Genomic DNA, 15,842 nt, shown 5'->3' with positions numbered 1-15,842 from the left:
GTCAGGCCAAGATGCCGTGCTTTGATCGGTCTTCGGTTTTCGAATGGGTCGGGCGCTTAGCTGAACTGCATCATCCGCGACACCAGGCCGGCCCGATTATCAACGCCGGCCTTGTCGAAGATGTGGATGAGATGGGTCTTGACCGTCGAAAGCCCGATCCCCAGACATTGGGCGATGTCGGCATTGGTGCGGCCGCAGCACAGAAGCCTGGCAACTTCTGCCTCGCGCTGGGTCAGATGCAGTAGCGCATTGGCGTTTTGGGCTGTGCCTGCCTTGGAGCGAGGCAGGACCTCCTTGAGATTGAAGGAGATGTAGGGATGAAGCGTGTCGGCCAGATGAAACTGATCGTCGGTCGGCACAGTGTCGTCGGCCGTCCACATTACGCTTATTCCCGCGTAAATCTGGCTGTCGCGCTGAAAGATCAGTTCGATTGTATTGCTGACCTGGAAGACGTCGAGGAATTGCCGGTACAGGGCCACTTCGCTTTCCGGCGCATAGCGGCCGGCATCCATCATATTGATGACCGGGTTCTGTTCATGCTCGATCTGGCGCACATGCAGCGGGTCATGGGCGTACATCTCGCGGATGTAGATTTTCAGGAAGTCGGAGGGGACACGCGAGCACACAAAATTATGCAGGTTATTGTTGTCATCAACTGAGTAAAATACCAGTCGGCTTGCCCCCAATGCCCCGGAAAGCAGCCGAAATGTCTCATCGATGAATTCCCGCTTGCGAACTTCTGAGAAAGCCATGACCATGCTCCACAGTGCGCCAAAACGCCGCATGGCAATTAATGGTGCGATGCAGCAAGCGAGTCAAGCGCCCGTTCGATGTCGCTCTGAGTAGAATGATGTGGAGTTGCCGCGTCAGAATTGCCCAGGATCAACCCCGGCAGTCGCGGTCATAGCCAGACTGCACTGATATTAAACCCTGATCACCCCATGGGGCAGGCCTGCCCTGGCCGACCGCCACGATGCGGCCGATGCCCGCGTGACCCTGGACGAGTGGATACATGTCTTGCGGCAGGTTCTCATCGCCGTTTCGGAGATGCGGGTCTGAATGGCAGACACCGCAGTTCTCGCGCTTGATCAGGAACCGACACCGTCGGAGTTCGGGACGGGTATGTATCAGATGACAAGGGCCGGGCCTGGAGCCTCGGAGACCGCAGCCTTCATCGTCTTCGGGATCGTCACAGAGGCCACCTTCATGCTGCGTGCGGCCGGTGGACCGTCTTGATTTCGAGGAAGTCCTCGAGCCCGAACATGCCGCCTTCACGGCCATTTCCCGACTGCTTGTAGCCGCCGAAGGGACTGCCATAACGATGCGGTGCACCATTGATGTGCACCATGCCGGCGCGCAACTGGCCGGCCACGCGCTCGGCGCGGCCGAGATCGCCGGTCTGGATGTAGGCGGCCAGACCGTAATTCGTGTCGTTGGCGATCTCGATTGCTTCTTCCTCCGTCTCGAAGGGAATGATGGTGAGCACAGGGCCGAAGACCTCTTCGCGTGCGATCCGCATCTGGTTGTTGACACCGGCAAAGATCGTCGGCTTGACGTAGTAGCCGGCCTCGAAGCCTCGTGGCTTGCCGGTGCCGCCGACGAGGAGCTCCGCACCTTCTGCGATACCAGCCTCGATCAGGGTCTGAACGCGACCATACTGGATGTCGCTGACCAGCGGCCCGATATGCTCGCCTGCCTCGTCCGGATTGCCGACCTTGACCTCGCTGCCGACCCGCCGGGCGATCTCCACCGCCTGGTCATAAACCGAGCGCTGAACCAGAATCCGTGTCGGCGCATCGCAGGACTGGCCGGAATTGTTGAAGCATTCGAGCACGCTGCCGGTTATGCGCTCTTCAAGATCTGCGTCCTCGAAGACGATATTGGGCGACTTGCCGCCAAGTTCGAGGGTTACACGCTTGACGGTGTCTGCGGCATCCTTGGCGACGGCGGTGCCCGCGCGGGTAGAACCGGTGAACGACATCATGTCGACGTGTCTGTGTTTGGACAGTGCGGCGCCCACAGTCGCACCGTCGCCATTCACCAGGTTGAACGTACCGGCCGGGAAACCTGCCTCGTGGATCATCTCGGCGTAGAGCAGGGCATTCAGGGGGGTAAACTCGGATGGCTTGAGAACGCAAGTGGAGCCGGTCGCCAGCGCCGGAATAACCTTCAACGCGATCTGGTTGATCGGCCAGTTCCAGGGAGTGATCAGGCCGCAGACACCGATCGGCTCGCGAAGCACGATGTCTCCATTCGGCAGTTCTTCACGCATCTTGATGCGCTTCAGGGCTTCGATGAAGCCTTCAAGATGGCCGACGCCGACATGGGCCTGCTGATCGATGCTCATGCTGATCGGCGCGCCGAGTTCGAGCGTGATCGTCCGTGCCATCTCGTCATAGCGGCGCGTGTAGATCGAAAGCAGTGTCTCCAGCAGCGCGATGCGGTGGTCGATGCTGGTGCGGTTGTAGCTCTTGAAGGCCGTCTTGGCAGCTGCAACGGCGCGGTCGATATCGGCAGCGCTTCCCATCGAGATCACGGCGATGGGCTGTTCGGTCGCTGGATTGATAACCTCAAGGTCGTTCGGCGTGATCGGATCAATCCACTCGCCATTGATGTAGAACTTGCGCTTGTCGAGCATGCTTGCCTCCAGTCAGATTGTCTTGTGCTTGGCGTCGAGCCAGCCGGTGATCAGCTCCCGGCATCGTTCGCCGCTGAAGCTTGAAAAATGGCCGCCATGGACCACGCGCACCGGAAGCGTCAGAAGACGCTCCATCGAGGCGACATAGTCGCTGGCATTCGAATGGTAGGTGTCCTCGATCAGCGGACCGTCATAGAGGATATCGCCGGAAAACAGGATCTCGGTCGCCTTTTCGTAAAGCGCGATTCCACCCGGAGAATGCCCGGGCGTGTGGATCACCTCGAATTGCCGGTCGCCGAGATCGATGACGTCGCCGTCTTCGAGAATGCGTGTCGCCGGGGCCCGCTTCACCGCATAGCACTTCGAGCAATAGGGCTCGGGCGGCAATGCATCGAAGATCTCGTCGGTGACGTAAGGATCGGCGAGCGTGTTCTCGCGCGTCGGCTTGGCCAGTAGATCGGCCTCTGCTGCATGCACGGCGCGGCATTCGAATTCGTGATGGCAGCCGATATGATCGAAATGGGTGTGGCTTGCGACCGCGATCAGCTCGCGTTCCGTGACAAGCGGTACCCATTCGCGAAGCGAGACGACGCCCATGCCGCTGTCGATCAGCATGTCGCGATCACGGCCGCGCACATGCCAGATGTTGCAGCGATAGAACTCCTGGATATGGGGTTCGCAGATATAGGTCACTTCGTCATAGAGACGGCGGACACTGTACCAGTCTTGCGGGCGCATGCGCGGTTTCATGATCTGTCTCCTAAGCGTCGACCAGGGCGACGATCGTGTCCGCCTTGACTGTCAGCTCCAGTTCATCGCCGGGCCGCGGCTGCGCGGTCTGCGGCAGATGGGCGGTGATAACGATGTCGGAAACGGCCGTCGGCTGAAGATGGCATCGGTGATGCGCCCCGAAAAAGGCACTGTCGGTGATCCTCGCACGACCGAGTGCAACCGTTGCGCCGTCTTGGCCGGCGGACCGGAAATGTTCGGGGCGGATGCATAAGGTGATCTTGCGATCTGGTGCAGGCATGGCCCCGGTGAAAGCCGTGACCGGAATGATGGCTGTGCCGAGCGCCGTTTCCACCTGCGCTTCGGCGGCTTCAATCGAGATCACCCGACCGGGCAGGAAGTTCGCCTCGCCCATGAAGCCGGCGGCAAAGAGCGAGCGCGGCCGCATGTAGATGTCGCTGGGTGCGCCGACATCCTCGATGTGGCCGTGGTTCATCACCACGATCCGATCAGCGATCGCCATTGCCTCTTCCTGATCGTGGGTGACATGGATGAAAGTGGTGCCTACGCGCTTCTGGATTGCTTTCAGCTCGTCCTGCATCTGCCGACGCAGCTTGAGGTCCAGCGCGCCGAGCGGCTCATCGAGCAGCAGCACGTCCGGATCGACGGCCAGCGCGCGGGCGAGCGCCACGCGCTGACGCTGGCCGCCGGAAAGCTCGTGCGGTTTCTTCGCTGCCGATGCCTTGAGCCCGACCAGATCGAGCATGGCGAGCGCCTTTTCATTGCGCTCGGTCCTGGCCATGCCACGCATGCGCAGGCCGAATCCGACATTCTCGATGAGCTGCATGTGTGGGAACAGCGCATAGTCTTGGAACATGGTTGTGGTTGGCCGTTTCGCCGGCTCCACATGCGTCATGTCCTTGCCGCTGATGGCAATGGTGCCGGAACTCGGCTCGATAAAGCCGCCGAGAATGGAGAGTAGGGTCGTCTTGCCGCAACCAGACGGGCCAAGCAGGACGATGAACTCGCCGGCTGCAATCTCCAGCGATACATTGTCGAGCGCGCGGAAGGCACCGAAGACTTTCGTGGCGTTTCGGATCGAGACGTCTGCGGTCATTGGGATTTCCCGGATTTTCTAAAGACGGCGAGTTCCAGAACGATGAGGAACGCGACCGAGATGAGGAAGACGACGCTGCCGATGGCATTGGTCTTGGGGTCGAGGCCGGAGCGCAGCATGCTCCAGATCTCGACCGGCAGCGTCACGTCGAAGCGCGACAGCAGGAAAGCGATAATGAACTCGTCCCAGCTGAAGGTTACCGACAGGAAGAAGGCGGCGAGGATGGACGGCATCAGCATCGGTGCGGTGACGAGCGCCATGACCTGCCAGTCCTTCGCGCCGAGATCGCGTGCCGCGCGTTCGATGTTGATCTGGTGTCCGCCCATGGAGGCATAGATGATCGCAAAGCAGAGCGGCAGGTTTATCACGACGTGGCCGATGCCAACTGTCCACAGCGACAGCGTGACGTTGAGCCGTGACAAGACCGAGAGCAGGCCGAGCCCGATGATGAGGGTGCTGACCGTCATCGGAGCAACGATCAGTGCGCGCTGGAGGCTTGACGCGGGAAGCTTGTAGCGCGCCAAGGCGTAGGCTGCGAGGAAGCCGAGCAGACAGGAGACCGCAGACGATACAATGGCAACAACAAGCGAATTGAACAGCGCCGACATCAGCTTTGAATCGGCAAAGACTTCACCATACCAGCGCAATGTGAGTCCATGCAGTGGCGGCACTGGCAGCGTGCCCGCCTGGAAGGAGAAAAGGACGAGGACGGCGACTGGCAGGAAGATGAAGATGTAGAGCGCACCAGCATAGAGGAGTGCGAGCGCCGTGCTGATGTGCCGCATGGTCAGGTCCTTTCCATCTTCAGCCAGCGGGCGCAGGCCAGATAGGCGATCGTCACCACCACCATCAGCACCAGCGAAAGGGCTGCCGCCATGGGAAAGTCGGCGCGGCGCCCGAGCTGCAACATGATGACCTGCGGCAGCACGAGTTCGTTGTTGCCGCCTAGGATCTGCGGCGTGATGTAGTCGCCGATGCACAGAACGAAGGTCAGGAAGGCACCGACCATGATGCCGGGCAGTGTCAATGGCAGGATGACGTGCCAGAAGGTCTGCAAGCTGCTCGCCCCGAGATCGGCAGCCGCACGGCGGTAGTTCGGCGAGAGTTGCACGAGGTTGGCGTAGATCGTCAGCGTCAGGAGCATGACGAAGAAGTGTACGAAGCCGATCACCGTGCCGGTCCGGTTGGCCGAGAGCTCCAGTGGCTCGGCAATAAGCCCTGCCCACATCAGCGCCTGGTTGACGACGCCGCCCTCGGAGAGCACCAGCAGCCAGGAATAGGAGCGCACCACATAGGATGTCCAGAACGGCAGGATCGCCATGATCAGCGCAAAGCGCTGCCAGCGCCGAGGCACGCGCTCGGCAATGATCCAGGCCAGCGGATAGGCGAGCAGGATCGAGATGACGGTGACGGTAGCGGTCACTTCGAGAGAGTTTAACAGTGCTTTCAGGAGATGCGGTTTGCCGAAGAAGGCCGCGTAATTGTCGAGCGTCCAACTGGCGACGATCTCACGCCTCTCGCGTGTCCAGAAGCTGATCGCCGCCATATAGAGAAATGGCACGAGGAAGAAGGCGACGGTCCACAGGATCGCCGGTAGCGCAAATCCCCAGGCCTTGCGGCGTTCTCGACGGTCCAGGGCAGTGACGGTCATGGACGAGACACTCCGTTCGTGCTTGGGTATGGCTGTCCTCATGGACGGCTGTTGGCGAATGCCGGCCCGTAGCGGCGGCGAACAGGTCATATCTGTTCGGTGAACCGAGGTGAGGCAGGATATCTCCGCGTTACGCCAATATGCGGGCGCAACCCCCGGTTGACTGCGCGAAGATGACGGTCGGTGAACGGCGATTTGACCCAAACATCGTTGTCGAAAGAGGCCGGGCGCGGGAGATAATTGGCTGCCGCGCCCGTCCCAACGGTTTACTGCTGCAGCATTTCCGTCCAGATGTCCTGCATCGCTGTGTCCATATCAGCATCGACCACCGGATAGAGCTGGGTGTTCTTCAGGTAATCCGGCTGCTTGTCCCACCGCAGAGCCGCCTTCTGCTCGCCTGAGAGCTGCTCGCCGGCCTTCGAGTTTGCCGGCATGCCCCAGTAGCATGAGGAGGTGGCAAGCTTTGCCTGTCCTTCAGGGCTTAAGATGTACTGCACGAACTTGATGGCGAGATCCTGTTTGGTCGAATCCTTGAACACGCCGATCGACTGTGCCCAACGCAGGGCGCCCTGGTTCGGGACAGTCCAGTCGAGGTTCGGCTTTTCTGCGGTCAGGCCGGCGGTTACCCACTCGCCGCCGCCAAGGATGATGTCGACTTCACCGCTGACCAGCGCCGTCTGCGACGCGACGACGTCGCTCACCTGGCGCGCGACCTTTTTCATCTCGAACAGCTTTTCCCTGATCGCCGGCAGGTCATCTTTGGTCAGGTCCGCTGTGTTCTTGCCAATGGCAAGGCCCGCCAGGCCCATCACCGGCAGGTAATAGTCATAAATAGCAATGCGGCCCTTGTACTTGTCGGACCAGAAGATCGACAGGTCTTCCATGTCCTTCGGGTCGACCTTGGTCTTGTCGTATGAAATCGTGTTGTAGCCGAACTTTTCCGTGACGGCGTAGATCTTGCCATCCTTCGTGTTGTTGGCCTCCATGCGGACCTCCGGGAAGATGTCGGCGGTCGGCAGCTTGTCGGCCGGGATTTCGGCCAGGAGGTCCATCTCGACGGCACGCGGCACGTCGACACCGTCGATCACGAAGACGTCCCAGTCACCCGGGCGCGACTGCTCGACGATCGAGAGACCAGCGCCAGTGCCTTCATATTCCTTGAGATTGACCTTGACGTTGTTGGCCTTTTCGAAGGGTTCGATCAACGCCTGGTCGGTGTGGTCGCACCAAACGAGCGCATTCAGTTCTTCCTGTGCCAAGGCCCCGCCGGACAAGGCAGACATGGCAACTGTCGCAAGAAGCAAGCGGCGGGAGAGCCCGCCCAGTACGGTCTTATCCATATGTTCACCCTCTTGTCGAAGACCCGCATCGAGCCCTCGCGTTGAATAGTAGCGCTCGTTTCGGCGCCTTGAGAAAAAGATTGAATGAATTCATTTTTTAAGTCAATCTCAAATTTGAGGAGATTCCAAAGGAGCTGGCCATGACCGGATTGCGCGCCCGACAGAAGGCCGACAGGAACCGTCGTATCCTGGAAGCGGCCACAACTTTATTCCGCGAACAGGGTTATGACAGTGCGCGTATCGAGGACATCGCCGAGATGGCGGAGGTCTCGGTCGGCACGCTTTACAACTACTATCAGAACAAGGGCGATGTTCTTGTCGCTACGGTTTCGATGGAAGTGACCGAGGTGCTCGAGGCCGGTGAACGCATTGTCGCCAACCCGCCGCCCAATGTGAACGAGGCGCTCGGCGCCTTGATCAACCAGTATTACGATCACTCGCTCGTCTATCTCAGCAAGGAGATGTGGCGCACCGCGATGGCGTCCGCGATCCAGCAGCCTGAGACACCCCTGTCGAAGCGCTATACCGAACTTGACGCGCGTCTATGCGCCCAGGTCGTCCAGCTCATCGAGACGCTCCAGCGGCGTGGCGTGATCATCGCCGGCGTCGAAACGCGGGCGCTGGGCGAGGTATTCTTCAACAATCTCAACATGATGTTCATCGAGTTCTGCAAGCATGAGAGCATGCCACTTGAAGAGCTCAAGGCCCGCGTCGCCGAGCAGAACCGCCCGATCGCCGAATTGATCAGCAGCGTCAAGCGCGTTGGAATTCCACGGAAATCCTGAAGAAATGACAGAGATGACAGATTACACGACCGCAGTGCTTTCCGCAGCCGACGCTCTCGTTACAGCCTTCGGCCGCCACGACACCAAGGCTTACTTCGATGCCTTTTCCCCGTCTGCAACCTTCATCTTCTACAATCTCAATCGCACTCTCGCCAACCGCGCCGCCTATGAGGCTGAATGGGCGCTCTGGGAAAGCCGCGACGGCTTCCGCGTCAAGGCCTGCCGCTCGAAAAACCGCAGCGTGCAGCTCTTTGGCGACATCGCGATCTTCGCACATGCGGTGGAGACCGATCTCTCGATTGGCGGCGAGAACGTGACGAACTACGAGCGCGAGACGATCGTCTTTGCCCGTCAGCCTCACGGTCAATGGCTTGCCGTTCACGAGCATCTCTCGCAGCTCTTGAGCTGAGACCCATTGCTCTCCGCCGTCTATATCTTGAGCGACACCTGATTAGCCCAAAATTTACATCGCTACGTCGGTGACTTAGCGCTCGACTGCGTCACGAATCGGCTTGAGCCGATGGTGCTGCGTCATGAATCGTTTTGGGTCAAGAGAGTTCCGGCTTGTGGGCCAGCTATTTTGCTGACATTCTTCGCTTTCAACGGGGTTGCACTGTGGCACGGGTTCAAATGGAGGGATTTAAGCATGGCAAAGGAACCTTCGATTGCTGCTTCTTCTACGAGTAAGGCGGATGAAAATCTGTTAGGTAATATTGAGGGAAACGGGCTGAACTTCCTGGCGGCCCAGGGCCGCGAGGGCGGGATCTCCGGTGACGCTGTAGGTGTCGACAAGATACGCGATCTGCTGTTCGGCAACCAGATGCAGGATTATGACCGCCGTTTTTCCAAGCTTGAAGAACGGTTCCTGCAGCGCTTCAAGGATGTCGAATCCGAGGCCAAGCGCAATCTTGAAACCTACGAGTCAAATGCAAAGAAACAGGTCGAGTCGCTCGCGGCACAATTGCGGAGCGAAAAAGATGCGCGAGCCGAGGCCGACAAGGAGATTGACCGAAATCTTCGCGAGCAAAATCAGGCGCTTGAGAAGCAGGTGCGCTCGTTGTCGGATCAATTGAGTGAGCTTGAGCGCGACGTTGCGGACCGGATAAATCGCATCGATCATTTGCTGCGTGAGGAAATCAAGCAAAAGAACGAAAGCATTCAGATGCTTATGGAGAAAATGTTCTCCGATCTCAACCACGTCAAGACCGACAGAAACCTTCTTGCTGGCCTGTTTGTCGAGGTTGCAAAATGCATAAATCAGGATCCCGGCGGCAGCAATGGCAACTCGGAACGTAGCTGGAAAGGGAGTTGATCGGAACTTGACGTCGAGCGTCGACCCGATCAGGATTCCGCAAAGAGCCGCCTCGAACGATACCGAAATCGATCGCGCGGCTCTGGCTCTTCTTTTGGTCGAAATTGCCCGGAACGTCGATCCGGATCATCATGCGCGTCTTGACGGAGTTCCAGCCTCCGATCATCGCATGGAAACGCTGCGCCAGTTGCTGGTCGGCCGCGAAATTTCGGAGCTTACACGCGTTACGCATCTGCTGGGCGAACCGGAGCAGTTTGCGGACGCAGTGGGCGGCGTTCTTCCCAGTGCAACCGCACGTGCGCCTCATGCGCAACTCGGCGAGGCCCTTGTGCCAGCCGTAGAGAGAGCTGTGCAACGGTCGATCCAGAAGAGCCCGGGCACGCTTACGGATATAATGTACCCGGTGTTTCTGCCGGCAATTCGCAAATCGATCGCGGAAAAGATCGACCAGACCTTTCAGTCGCTGAATGAAACTTTAAGGCACATATTTACCTGGCATGGGCTGAAGTGGAGATTTGAATCCTGGAGAACTGGTGCCAGCTTCTCGGAAGTTGTCCTGAAGCATTCCCTGGTCTATCGGGTAGAACATGTCTTCCTCATCGACCGAAATTCGGGGCTTTTGATCGCGCATGTAACTGCCGATAATGCAACGAGTGAGGATCCCCAACTCATTTCCTCGATGCTCAGCGCCATCCAGGACTTTGTGAAAGACTCATTTCACGAGAAAGAACAGAGCGGCCTCGACACGATCCGCTTCGGGGAGCTTCGTCTCTGGTCGGAAGTGGGACCGTTTGCGACCTTGGTTGCGGTGATCCGGGGAAATCCGCCAGAGGAACTGCATGAAATCGTTCGCGATGTGTTGCTTCGAATCCATGATGAATACGCGCAGGCTTTAGAGCAGTTCGACGGCGACGGCTCTCAGTTGGCCGGCATAGAAACGCGGCTGCAGGCCTGCGTTGAACTGAAGCAGGAGGACTCAAACCAGGGATTTCCGTGGCTGGTGGTGGCTGCAGTCCTGCTGGTTTCGATCCCGACAGCCGTTTGGCTCTTTCTTTCCTGGCAATCCGGGCAGCGCTGGCAGGCGTATGTGTCGCGACTGGAGGCCCAACCGGGCATTATCGTTGCCGAACAAACGGTGAGGGGCGGGCAATTCTACATTTCCGGCCTGAGAGACGCGCTTGCAACCGACCCGCTGTCGCTGTTGTCCGGAACGCAGGTTGATCCCGCCCAGGTTCATTCGCAATGGCAATTCTATCAGAGCCTTGAGCCGGAGTTCGTGTTGAAACGGCTGACGGCGTCGCTGGCTCCGCCCGATACCGTAGGACTTTCGATCGTCAAGAATAGCATCGTTGCCGAGGGCGAGGCTCCCGACACCTGGATAGAACGGGCGCGTGCTGCGGCCAGACAGCTTTCGGCAGGCGGACCGGAATTCGACATCTCCAAGGTTCGTGACGTGAGCCCCGAAGCACGCGCGGCAGAGCGCTGGCAAGCCTATGTGTCGCGGCTTGAGGCCCAGCCTGGCATCGTCGTCGCCCAACAAACGGCGAGGGGCGGGCAATTCTACATTTCCGGCCTGAGAGACGCGCTTGCCACCGACCCGCAGTCGCTGTTGTCCGGAACGCAGGTTGATCCCGCCCGGGTTCATTCGCAATGGCAATTCTATCAGAGCCTTGAGCTGGAGTTCGTGTTGAAGCGACTGACGGCGTCGCTGACTCCGCCCGATACAGTACGACTTTCGATCGTCAAGAATAGCATCGTTGCCGAGGGCGAGGCTCCCGACACCTGGATAGAACGGGCGCGTGCTGCGGCCAGACAGCTTTCGGCAGGCGGACCGGAATTCGACATCTCCAAGGTTCGTGACGTGAGCCCCGAAGCACGCGCGGCAGAGCGCTGGCAAGCCTATGTGTCGCGGCTTGAGGCCCAGCCTGGCATCGTCGTCGCCCAACAAACGGCGAGGGGCGGGCAATTCTACATTTCCGGCCTGAGGGACCCGCTCGGCGCCGACCCGCAGTCGCTGCTGTCCGGAACGCAGGTCGATCCCGCCCGGGTTCATGCGCAATGGCAATTCTATCAGAGCCTTGAGCCGGAGTTCGTGTTGAAGCGGCTGACGGCGTCGCTGTCTCCGCCAGATACAGTACGACTTTCGATCGTCCAGGGCCGGATCGTTGCCGAGGGTGTGGCTCCTGCCAACTGGATAAACCGTGCGCGGGCCTCCGCGGAGCAACTTTCGGCGGACGGTGTGGTTCTGGATGTCGCGCAACTGCGTGAGCTGAACCTTGCAGAACTTAATTATTTGAGAGAGGCCATCCAGGCGACCGATATCTTCTTCTATTCCGGCAAGGCTGTGCCGGGACCGGAGCAGACGCCGGTCCTCGACAGGTTGGCGGAGCAGATCAAGGAATTCGCCCAAAAGGCTCGCAAGGCAGGCGTAACAGCGCGGTTCATGTTGACCGGCCATGCGGATGCCACGGGCCGTGAGGCGGCCAATGTGTCGATGAGCGCTTCCCGCGCCGAAACGGTTCGTGCGCTGCTCAACAAGCGCGGTGTTGCGCCGGAACTGCTGCTGGTTCGGGGTGCTGGCACCTTTGAACCGGTGGTGCCTGAAAATAGTCGAACGGGGAGCTCCACCAATCGCCGGGTTTCGATTACGGTAAACCTGGAGTAGTGCGGAGCTGGGATGTTGCAAAAGAAGATCTGCATGTTGGGTGGCTTCTCTGTCGGAAAGACGAGTCTGGTGCGCAGGTTTGTGCAAAGCATCTTTTCAGATACCTACCTGACCACGGTGGGAGTGAAAATCGACAAGAAGAGTGTCGCACTCCCGAACAGAACCGTGGATCTGATTTTGTGGGATCTGGCCGGCGAAGACGACATCGGTTCATTCCGCGTCAGCAATGTGAGGGGTGCGACCGGGCTCGTGCTTGTCGCCGATGGGACCCGCGCCGCAACCCTTGCCGTGGCGCTCACTCTGCGCGAGCGGGCCGAGGCCGAATTCGGCGCCATGCCGTTCCTGCTGCTGCTCAACAAATCCGACCTGAGAGATCGGTGGGAAATATCGGATCGTGAGATTGACGAATTCAGGCAACTTGGATGGCAAATCCATCTGACAAGTGCGCTTTCGGGTGAGCATGTTGATGATGCGTTTCATCAGCTTGCCTCGATGGTCACCGCATAGACCATGCGTAGATTGCCAAGAGAAATCGGAAGCTGGATTTATGATTTCTTCTACAATGAGCACTCTGTCGCATATCTGAAAATTGACGCCCGGCTTTGCATAGCTGCCAAGGGCGGAAGCGTTGAACATTACGGGCTTTCGTCGCTTAGCATTGGCAAGCCTGTTGTCGATCAACTTGAATTCATGGAAGGTTTGTTACCTTGCCCAGAGCTCCCATATCATATGGCCATGGTAGAACTGCCCAACGGGCGTGTCGCGGACCTTCATCTTTTTGCCGGCAATGCCTGCGTGTGGCTGCTTTTTCTTGACACCACTGTTGAACGCGACATTAAGCAGCGGCTTCAACAGAAAGCCTATGAAATGACACTCCTGGAGGAGAGGGAGCGTCAACTCAACGAGAAACTGCAATCGACGAACGAGGCGTTGAGGAAGAGCCAGGAAGGACTGTCGCGTGAATACCAGCGCGCCGAATCTCTACTCCTCAACATCCTTCCGGCGTCGATCGCGGAGCGGTTGAAGGCTCACAAAAAAATTGCCGACAATCACGCAGAGGTGAGTGTTCTTTTTGCCGACATCGTCGGCTTTACGGAAAGAACGCGGAGCGTCGGAGCCGTGACAACACTCGCCATGTTGAATTACTTCTTCAAGACGGCGGATCGGCTCTCGGAACGATACGGCTGCGAAAAGATCAAGACAATCGGCGACTGTGTGATGGTGGTCGCTGGGCTGCCCGTCGCACGATCCGATCACGCAAATGCCCTCGCGCGCTATGCACTTGAACTGCGCAAGGCGGTTAAGCGCGAACGTTTCGCAGGAGAACCGTTAAGACTCAGAATTGGAATTCACTCCGGACCAATCGTCGCTGGCGTCATAGGCAAAAGGCGGTTCGCCTACGACCTGTGGGGCGAGACAGTCAATCTCGCCTCACGCATTCAAACGTCCGCGGAGCCGGATGAGATCCGTATTTCGGATGCAACTCACCAACTGCTTGGACCAAAATTTGTTTGCGACCCTCTCGAGGAAACGGAATTGCGCGGCACAGGTCGTGTGCGGATGTGGAGGCTCTCGGCCTGATTTGTCACTTGCAGTGCCGACCCTGGAACGCATTGCATCTCAAGCCAATCAAACATCATGGTTTTGAATGTCCGCAGAGGCGCGCGAAGCAGTCGACCACCGAGAGACCGCCAATGGTTTGTCCTGGGTCAATTCAGAACATCGGATCCTGGAGATTTAGGTCCGCTGTCGTTCTTCCCTGCGCCAAAAGCGGACCTCCTGCTCTCGCCCCCATTGCGCCACACCAGATATGGTGAGGTCTTCGATCGCGTTGCGCGGAACGGGAGATAATTCCCATGCGTCGAGCGACCCTGATTGCGTCCGTCATCTCCTGTTCTTCGAGCCGGTAGTCCCACATCGGCCGCGCAATGGCGAAGATCGCCGCGAGATGACTGGCGGAGTTTCCCACGGTTTGCGGCTTGGCCGTTAGCGACGGCAGAAGTTCAATGATGTCTCTCGATTTGCTCGAAGAGCAGGGCATGATGGCGATGTCGTCGTTCTCTATTGCCTTCAGGATTTGCGCTTTTGTGCGACCGATCGCTCTGAAGGATTCCTCCGTGTATCCGTCGATGGTCTTTGCGAGGCTAGGATCAGCAGCGGCAACATTGGCGACTGCCCCTGGTTTGGAGAGTTCCCGTTCGCGTTTTGAAATCCAGGCTGCAGCCGCAGGACGTCTGTCAAAGGTCTCGGTCTCGTGATAAGTCACGCCATCCTGCATGACCCTCACTCGCGCCCGGTAGGCGACGCTGCCATCCTTGCGCTTGCGCGCTGATCGTGCCCATGACTGGTTCCTAATTTGGTCCAAGGGTATTGCAGGTGGTCCATTGGACCAAATCCAGTGTTAAAATCGGTGGATTTGGTCCAGGATGAGCATAAACAAGACGGAGAAAAAAGTGCTGCAAGAGCCTGTAAAAGAACAAAATATTAGATAATTCAAGGCTCCCGTTTTTGCCGTTGCGCCGATGATCGACTGGACGGATCAGCGCCAGTTTCTTTATATATAACAATATAATATGTGAAATTGCATGTACCAAGTACCAAATCATTCTGAATGAACGCGTATTATGGAAAGGCGATTATCGCTTTGGGGCGGGGCAGAATGGCAGCTTGCGGCGCAGCCACGTTAAGGACGATACCGGGCGGTTTCGGTCGATAAAGACCCGCTTTGACCCAAAGGCCGACAGCTTGAGTTGGCATATTTCAGTATAGCGCGTTGCATTTTGAATGGAGCAAACCGCTTCCAACAAGTGTGATTACAGCAAGGGCTGCGACGACATCGTTTTTCAACATAACCTGACCGGAGCCTTCCCAGGATACTGCACGGGTTCACATCTTGGAGCAAAACGCTCGATAGCGTCCCATGATGTGAGCGCATGGCCGATTGATATCCTCGGACCGTCAAAATGAGGACCGGAGCCCTGTGGCGCGATTTTAGGTCGAACTCGGTCCTTTGGCCGATCCTGACGCCGACTTCAAGCTGCCAACTTTATCTGGATGATGAGTTCCCGATACGTAGCAGGCCAACACGCAGTACGCCGAAGTTGCTCGTCACCTCTCCTCACATGCTATACGCCCTCATATTTAAAAGAACCTATTAGCCCATCCTCTGGGTTTGATGGATTTGAGGCGCCAAGGTTGGCTTTCGGGCTTGCGCCACGCGCCTTTGTAGCGGGCGAGATATCATCGTGGGATTTCAGGATGCTTTTATAGGCAGTTTTGTCGCATCAACGGCCAGAGGGTTTCCACTGCTTTGAGTTCAGGCGGTCTTGGGGGTATCGACAGGAGGATCGATCTGGCGATCAGTCGAGCGTCCGTCAGCATGGGCATGGCGGGCTGACGTGTCGAGCTGCTGGTCCGCGGCCTATGCAGAGCTCAATATCTGCAACGTCCATCTGCTCGAACCCCAACCGGGGTTATCAGCATTTCGCGAAAGCCGATGCTGCTTTCGTGGCCAGTCTGCTTGTTTTTTACCCGCCTGCCGCACAATACTTAAGCATATGAATTAACGAGTGAATTTCATGCCCCAGTATGACAATAATATGTGC

15 protein-coding genes are annotated in these 15,842 nt (G+C 58.0%); 7 read left to right on the top strand and 8 right to left on the bottom strand.

Annotation, left to right across the window (positions count from 1 at the left end):
* Window positions 1-56: 56 nt before the first annotated feature.
* Window positions 57-752 (bottom strand): LuxR C-terminal-related transcriptional regulator, encoded by a 696-nt coding sequence (locus GVK95_RS06295; protein WP_159947692.1) that lies wholly within the window; start codon window positions 750-752, stop codon window positions 57-59.
* Between the two features lie 307 nt (window positions 753-1,059).
* Here GVK95_RS06295 and GVK95_RS25210 point away from each other — a divergent pair, with 307 nt between their 5' ends.
* A complete protein-coding gene (locus GVK95_RS25210; protein ID WP_244618672.1) occupies window positions 1,060-1,236 on the top strand; it encodes a hypothetical protein in 177 nt (58 codons plus the stop codon).
* Here GVK95_RS25210 and GVK95_RS06285 read toward each other — a convergent pair.
* The 6 genes from GVK95_RS06285 to GVK95_RS06260 all read right to left on the bottom strand — a co-directional run bounded on the left by GVK95_RS06285 (window position 1,205) and on the right by GVK95_RS06260 (window position 7,418).
* Window positions 1,205-2,638: an aldehyde dehydrogenase family protein gene (locus GVK95_RS06285; RefSeq protein WP_159947688.1), complete on the bottom strand. Its 1,434-nt coding sequence runs from the start codon at window positions 2,636-2,638 to the stop codon at window positions 1,205-1,207. The two genes, GVK95_RS25210 and GVK95_RS06285, sit on opposite strands and share 32 nt — an antisense overlap.
* 12 nt (window positions 2,639-2,650) lie before the next feature.
* Window positions 2,651-3,388, bottom strand: a complete 738-nt coding sequence (locus tag GVK95_RS06280; RefSeq protein WP_159947686.1) for an MBL fold metallo-hydrolase — start codon at window positions 3,386-3,388, stop codon at window positions 2,651-2,653.
* Between the two features lie 10 nt (window positions 3,389-3,398).
* Window positions 3,399-4,484, bottom strand: a complete 1,086-nt coding sequence (locus tag GVK95_RS25425; RefSeq protein ID WP_159947684.1) for an ABC transporter ATP-binding protein — start codon at window positions 4,482-4,484, stop codon at window positions 3,399-3,401.
* Window positions 4,481-5,269: an ABC transporter permease gene (locus tag GVK95_RS06270; protein ID WP_200844230.1), complete on the bottom strand. Its 789-nt coding sequence runs from the start codon at window positions 5,267-5,269 to the stop codon at window positions 4,481-4,483. Before GVK95_RS06270 ends, GVK95_RS25425 begins: the two co-directional genes overlap by 4 nt.
* Before the next feature lie 2 nt (window positions 5,270-5,271).
* Complete coding sequence (locus tag GVK95_RS06265) at window positions 5,272-6,135, bottom strand: ABC transporter permease (RefSeq protein ID WP_159947682.1); 864 nt, start codon at window positions 6,133-6,135, stop codon at window positions 5,272-5,274.
* Window positions 6,136-6,401: 266 nt separating this feature from the next.
* On the bottom strand, window positions 6,402-7,418 hold the full coding sequence (locus tag GVK95_RS06260; RefSeq protein WP_244618699.1) for a spermidine/putrescine ABC transporter substrate-binding protein: 1,017 nt from the start codon (window positions 7,416-7,418) through the stop codon (window positions 6,402-6,404).
* 197 nt (window positions 7,419-7,615) lie between these two features.
* On the opposite strand from GVK95_RS06260, the gene GVK95_RS06255 reads away from it, so the two are divergent.
* From GVK95_RS06255 to GVK95_RS06230, 6 genes are all read left to right on the top strand, one after another.
* Window positions 7,616-8,260, top strand: a complete 645-nt coding sequence (locus GVK95_RS06255; protein WP_159947678.1) for a TetR/AcrR family transcriptional regulator — start codon at window positions 7,616-7,618, stop codon at window positions 8,258-8,260.
* 4 nt (window positions 8,261-8,264) lie between these two features.
* The gene (locus GVK95_RS06250; RefSeq protein ID WP_244618671.1) at window positions 8,265-8,669 is read left to right on the top strand and encodes a nuclear transport factor 2 family protein; all 405 of its coding nucleotides are present in this window, start codon (window positions 8,265-8,267) and stop codon (window positions 8,667-8,669) included.
* Between the two features lie 237 nt (window positions 8,670-8,906).
* A complete protein-coding gene (locus GVK95_RS06245) occupies window positions 8,907-9,572 on the top strand; it encodes a hypothetical protein (protein ID WP_159947676.1) in 666 nt (221 codons plus the stop codon).
* A gap of 7 nt (window positions 9,573-9,579) precedes the next feature.
* On the top strand, window positions 9,580-12,237 hold the full coding sequence (locus tag GVK95_RS06240) for an OmpA family protein (RefSeq protein WP_159947674.1): 2,658 nt from the start codon (window positions 9,580-9,582) through the stop codon (window positions 12,235-12,237).
* Between the two features lie 12 nt (window positions 12,238-12,249).
* Entirely contained in the window at window positions 12,250-12,744 is a 495-nt protein-coding gene (locus GVK95_RS06235) for a Rab family GTPase (RefSeq protein ID WP_159947672.1), read from the top strand.
* 3 nt (window positions 12,745-12,747) lie between these two features.
* Window positions 12,748-13,818 (top strand): adenylate/guanylate cyclase domain-containing protein, encoded by a 1,071-nt coding sequence (locus tag GVK95_RS06230; protein WP_159947670.1) that lies wholly within the window; start codon window positions 12,748-12,750, stop codon window positions 13,816-13,818.
* A 133-nt stretch (window positions 13,819-13,951) separates the two neighbouring features.
* Here GVK95_RS06230 and GVK95_RS06225 read toward each other — a convergent pair whose 3' ends face one another.
* Window positions 13,952-14,515, bottom strand: coding sequence for a hypothetical protein (locus GVK95_RS06225; RefSeq protein ID WP_200844229.1), 564 nt, complete (start codon window positions 14,513-14,515; stop codon window positions 13,952-13,954).
* Between the last annotated feature and the right edge of the window lie 1,327 nt (window positions 14,516-15,842).

It is taken from the genome of Rhizobium sp. 18065 (genome assembly GCF_902706095.1).
Classification (GTDB): domain Bacteria; phylum Pseudomonadota; class Alphaproteobacteria; order Rhizobiales; family Rhizobiaceae; genus Allorhizobium.
Note: the sequence above shows the minus strand (reverse complement) of the source record. Positions and strands in the feature narration are given on the sequence as shown.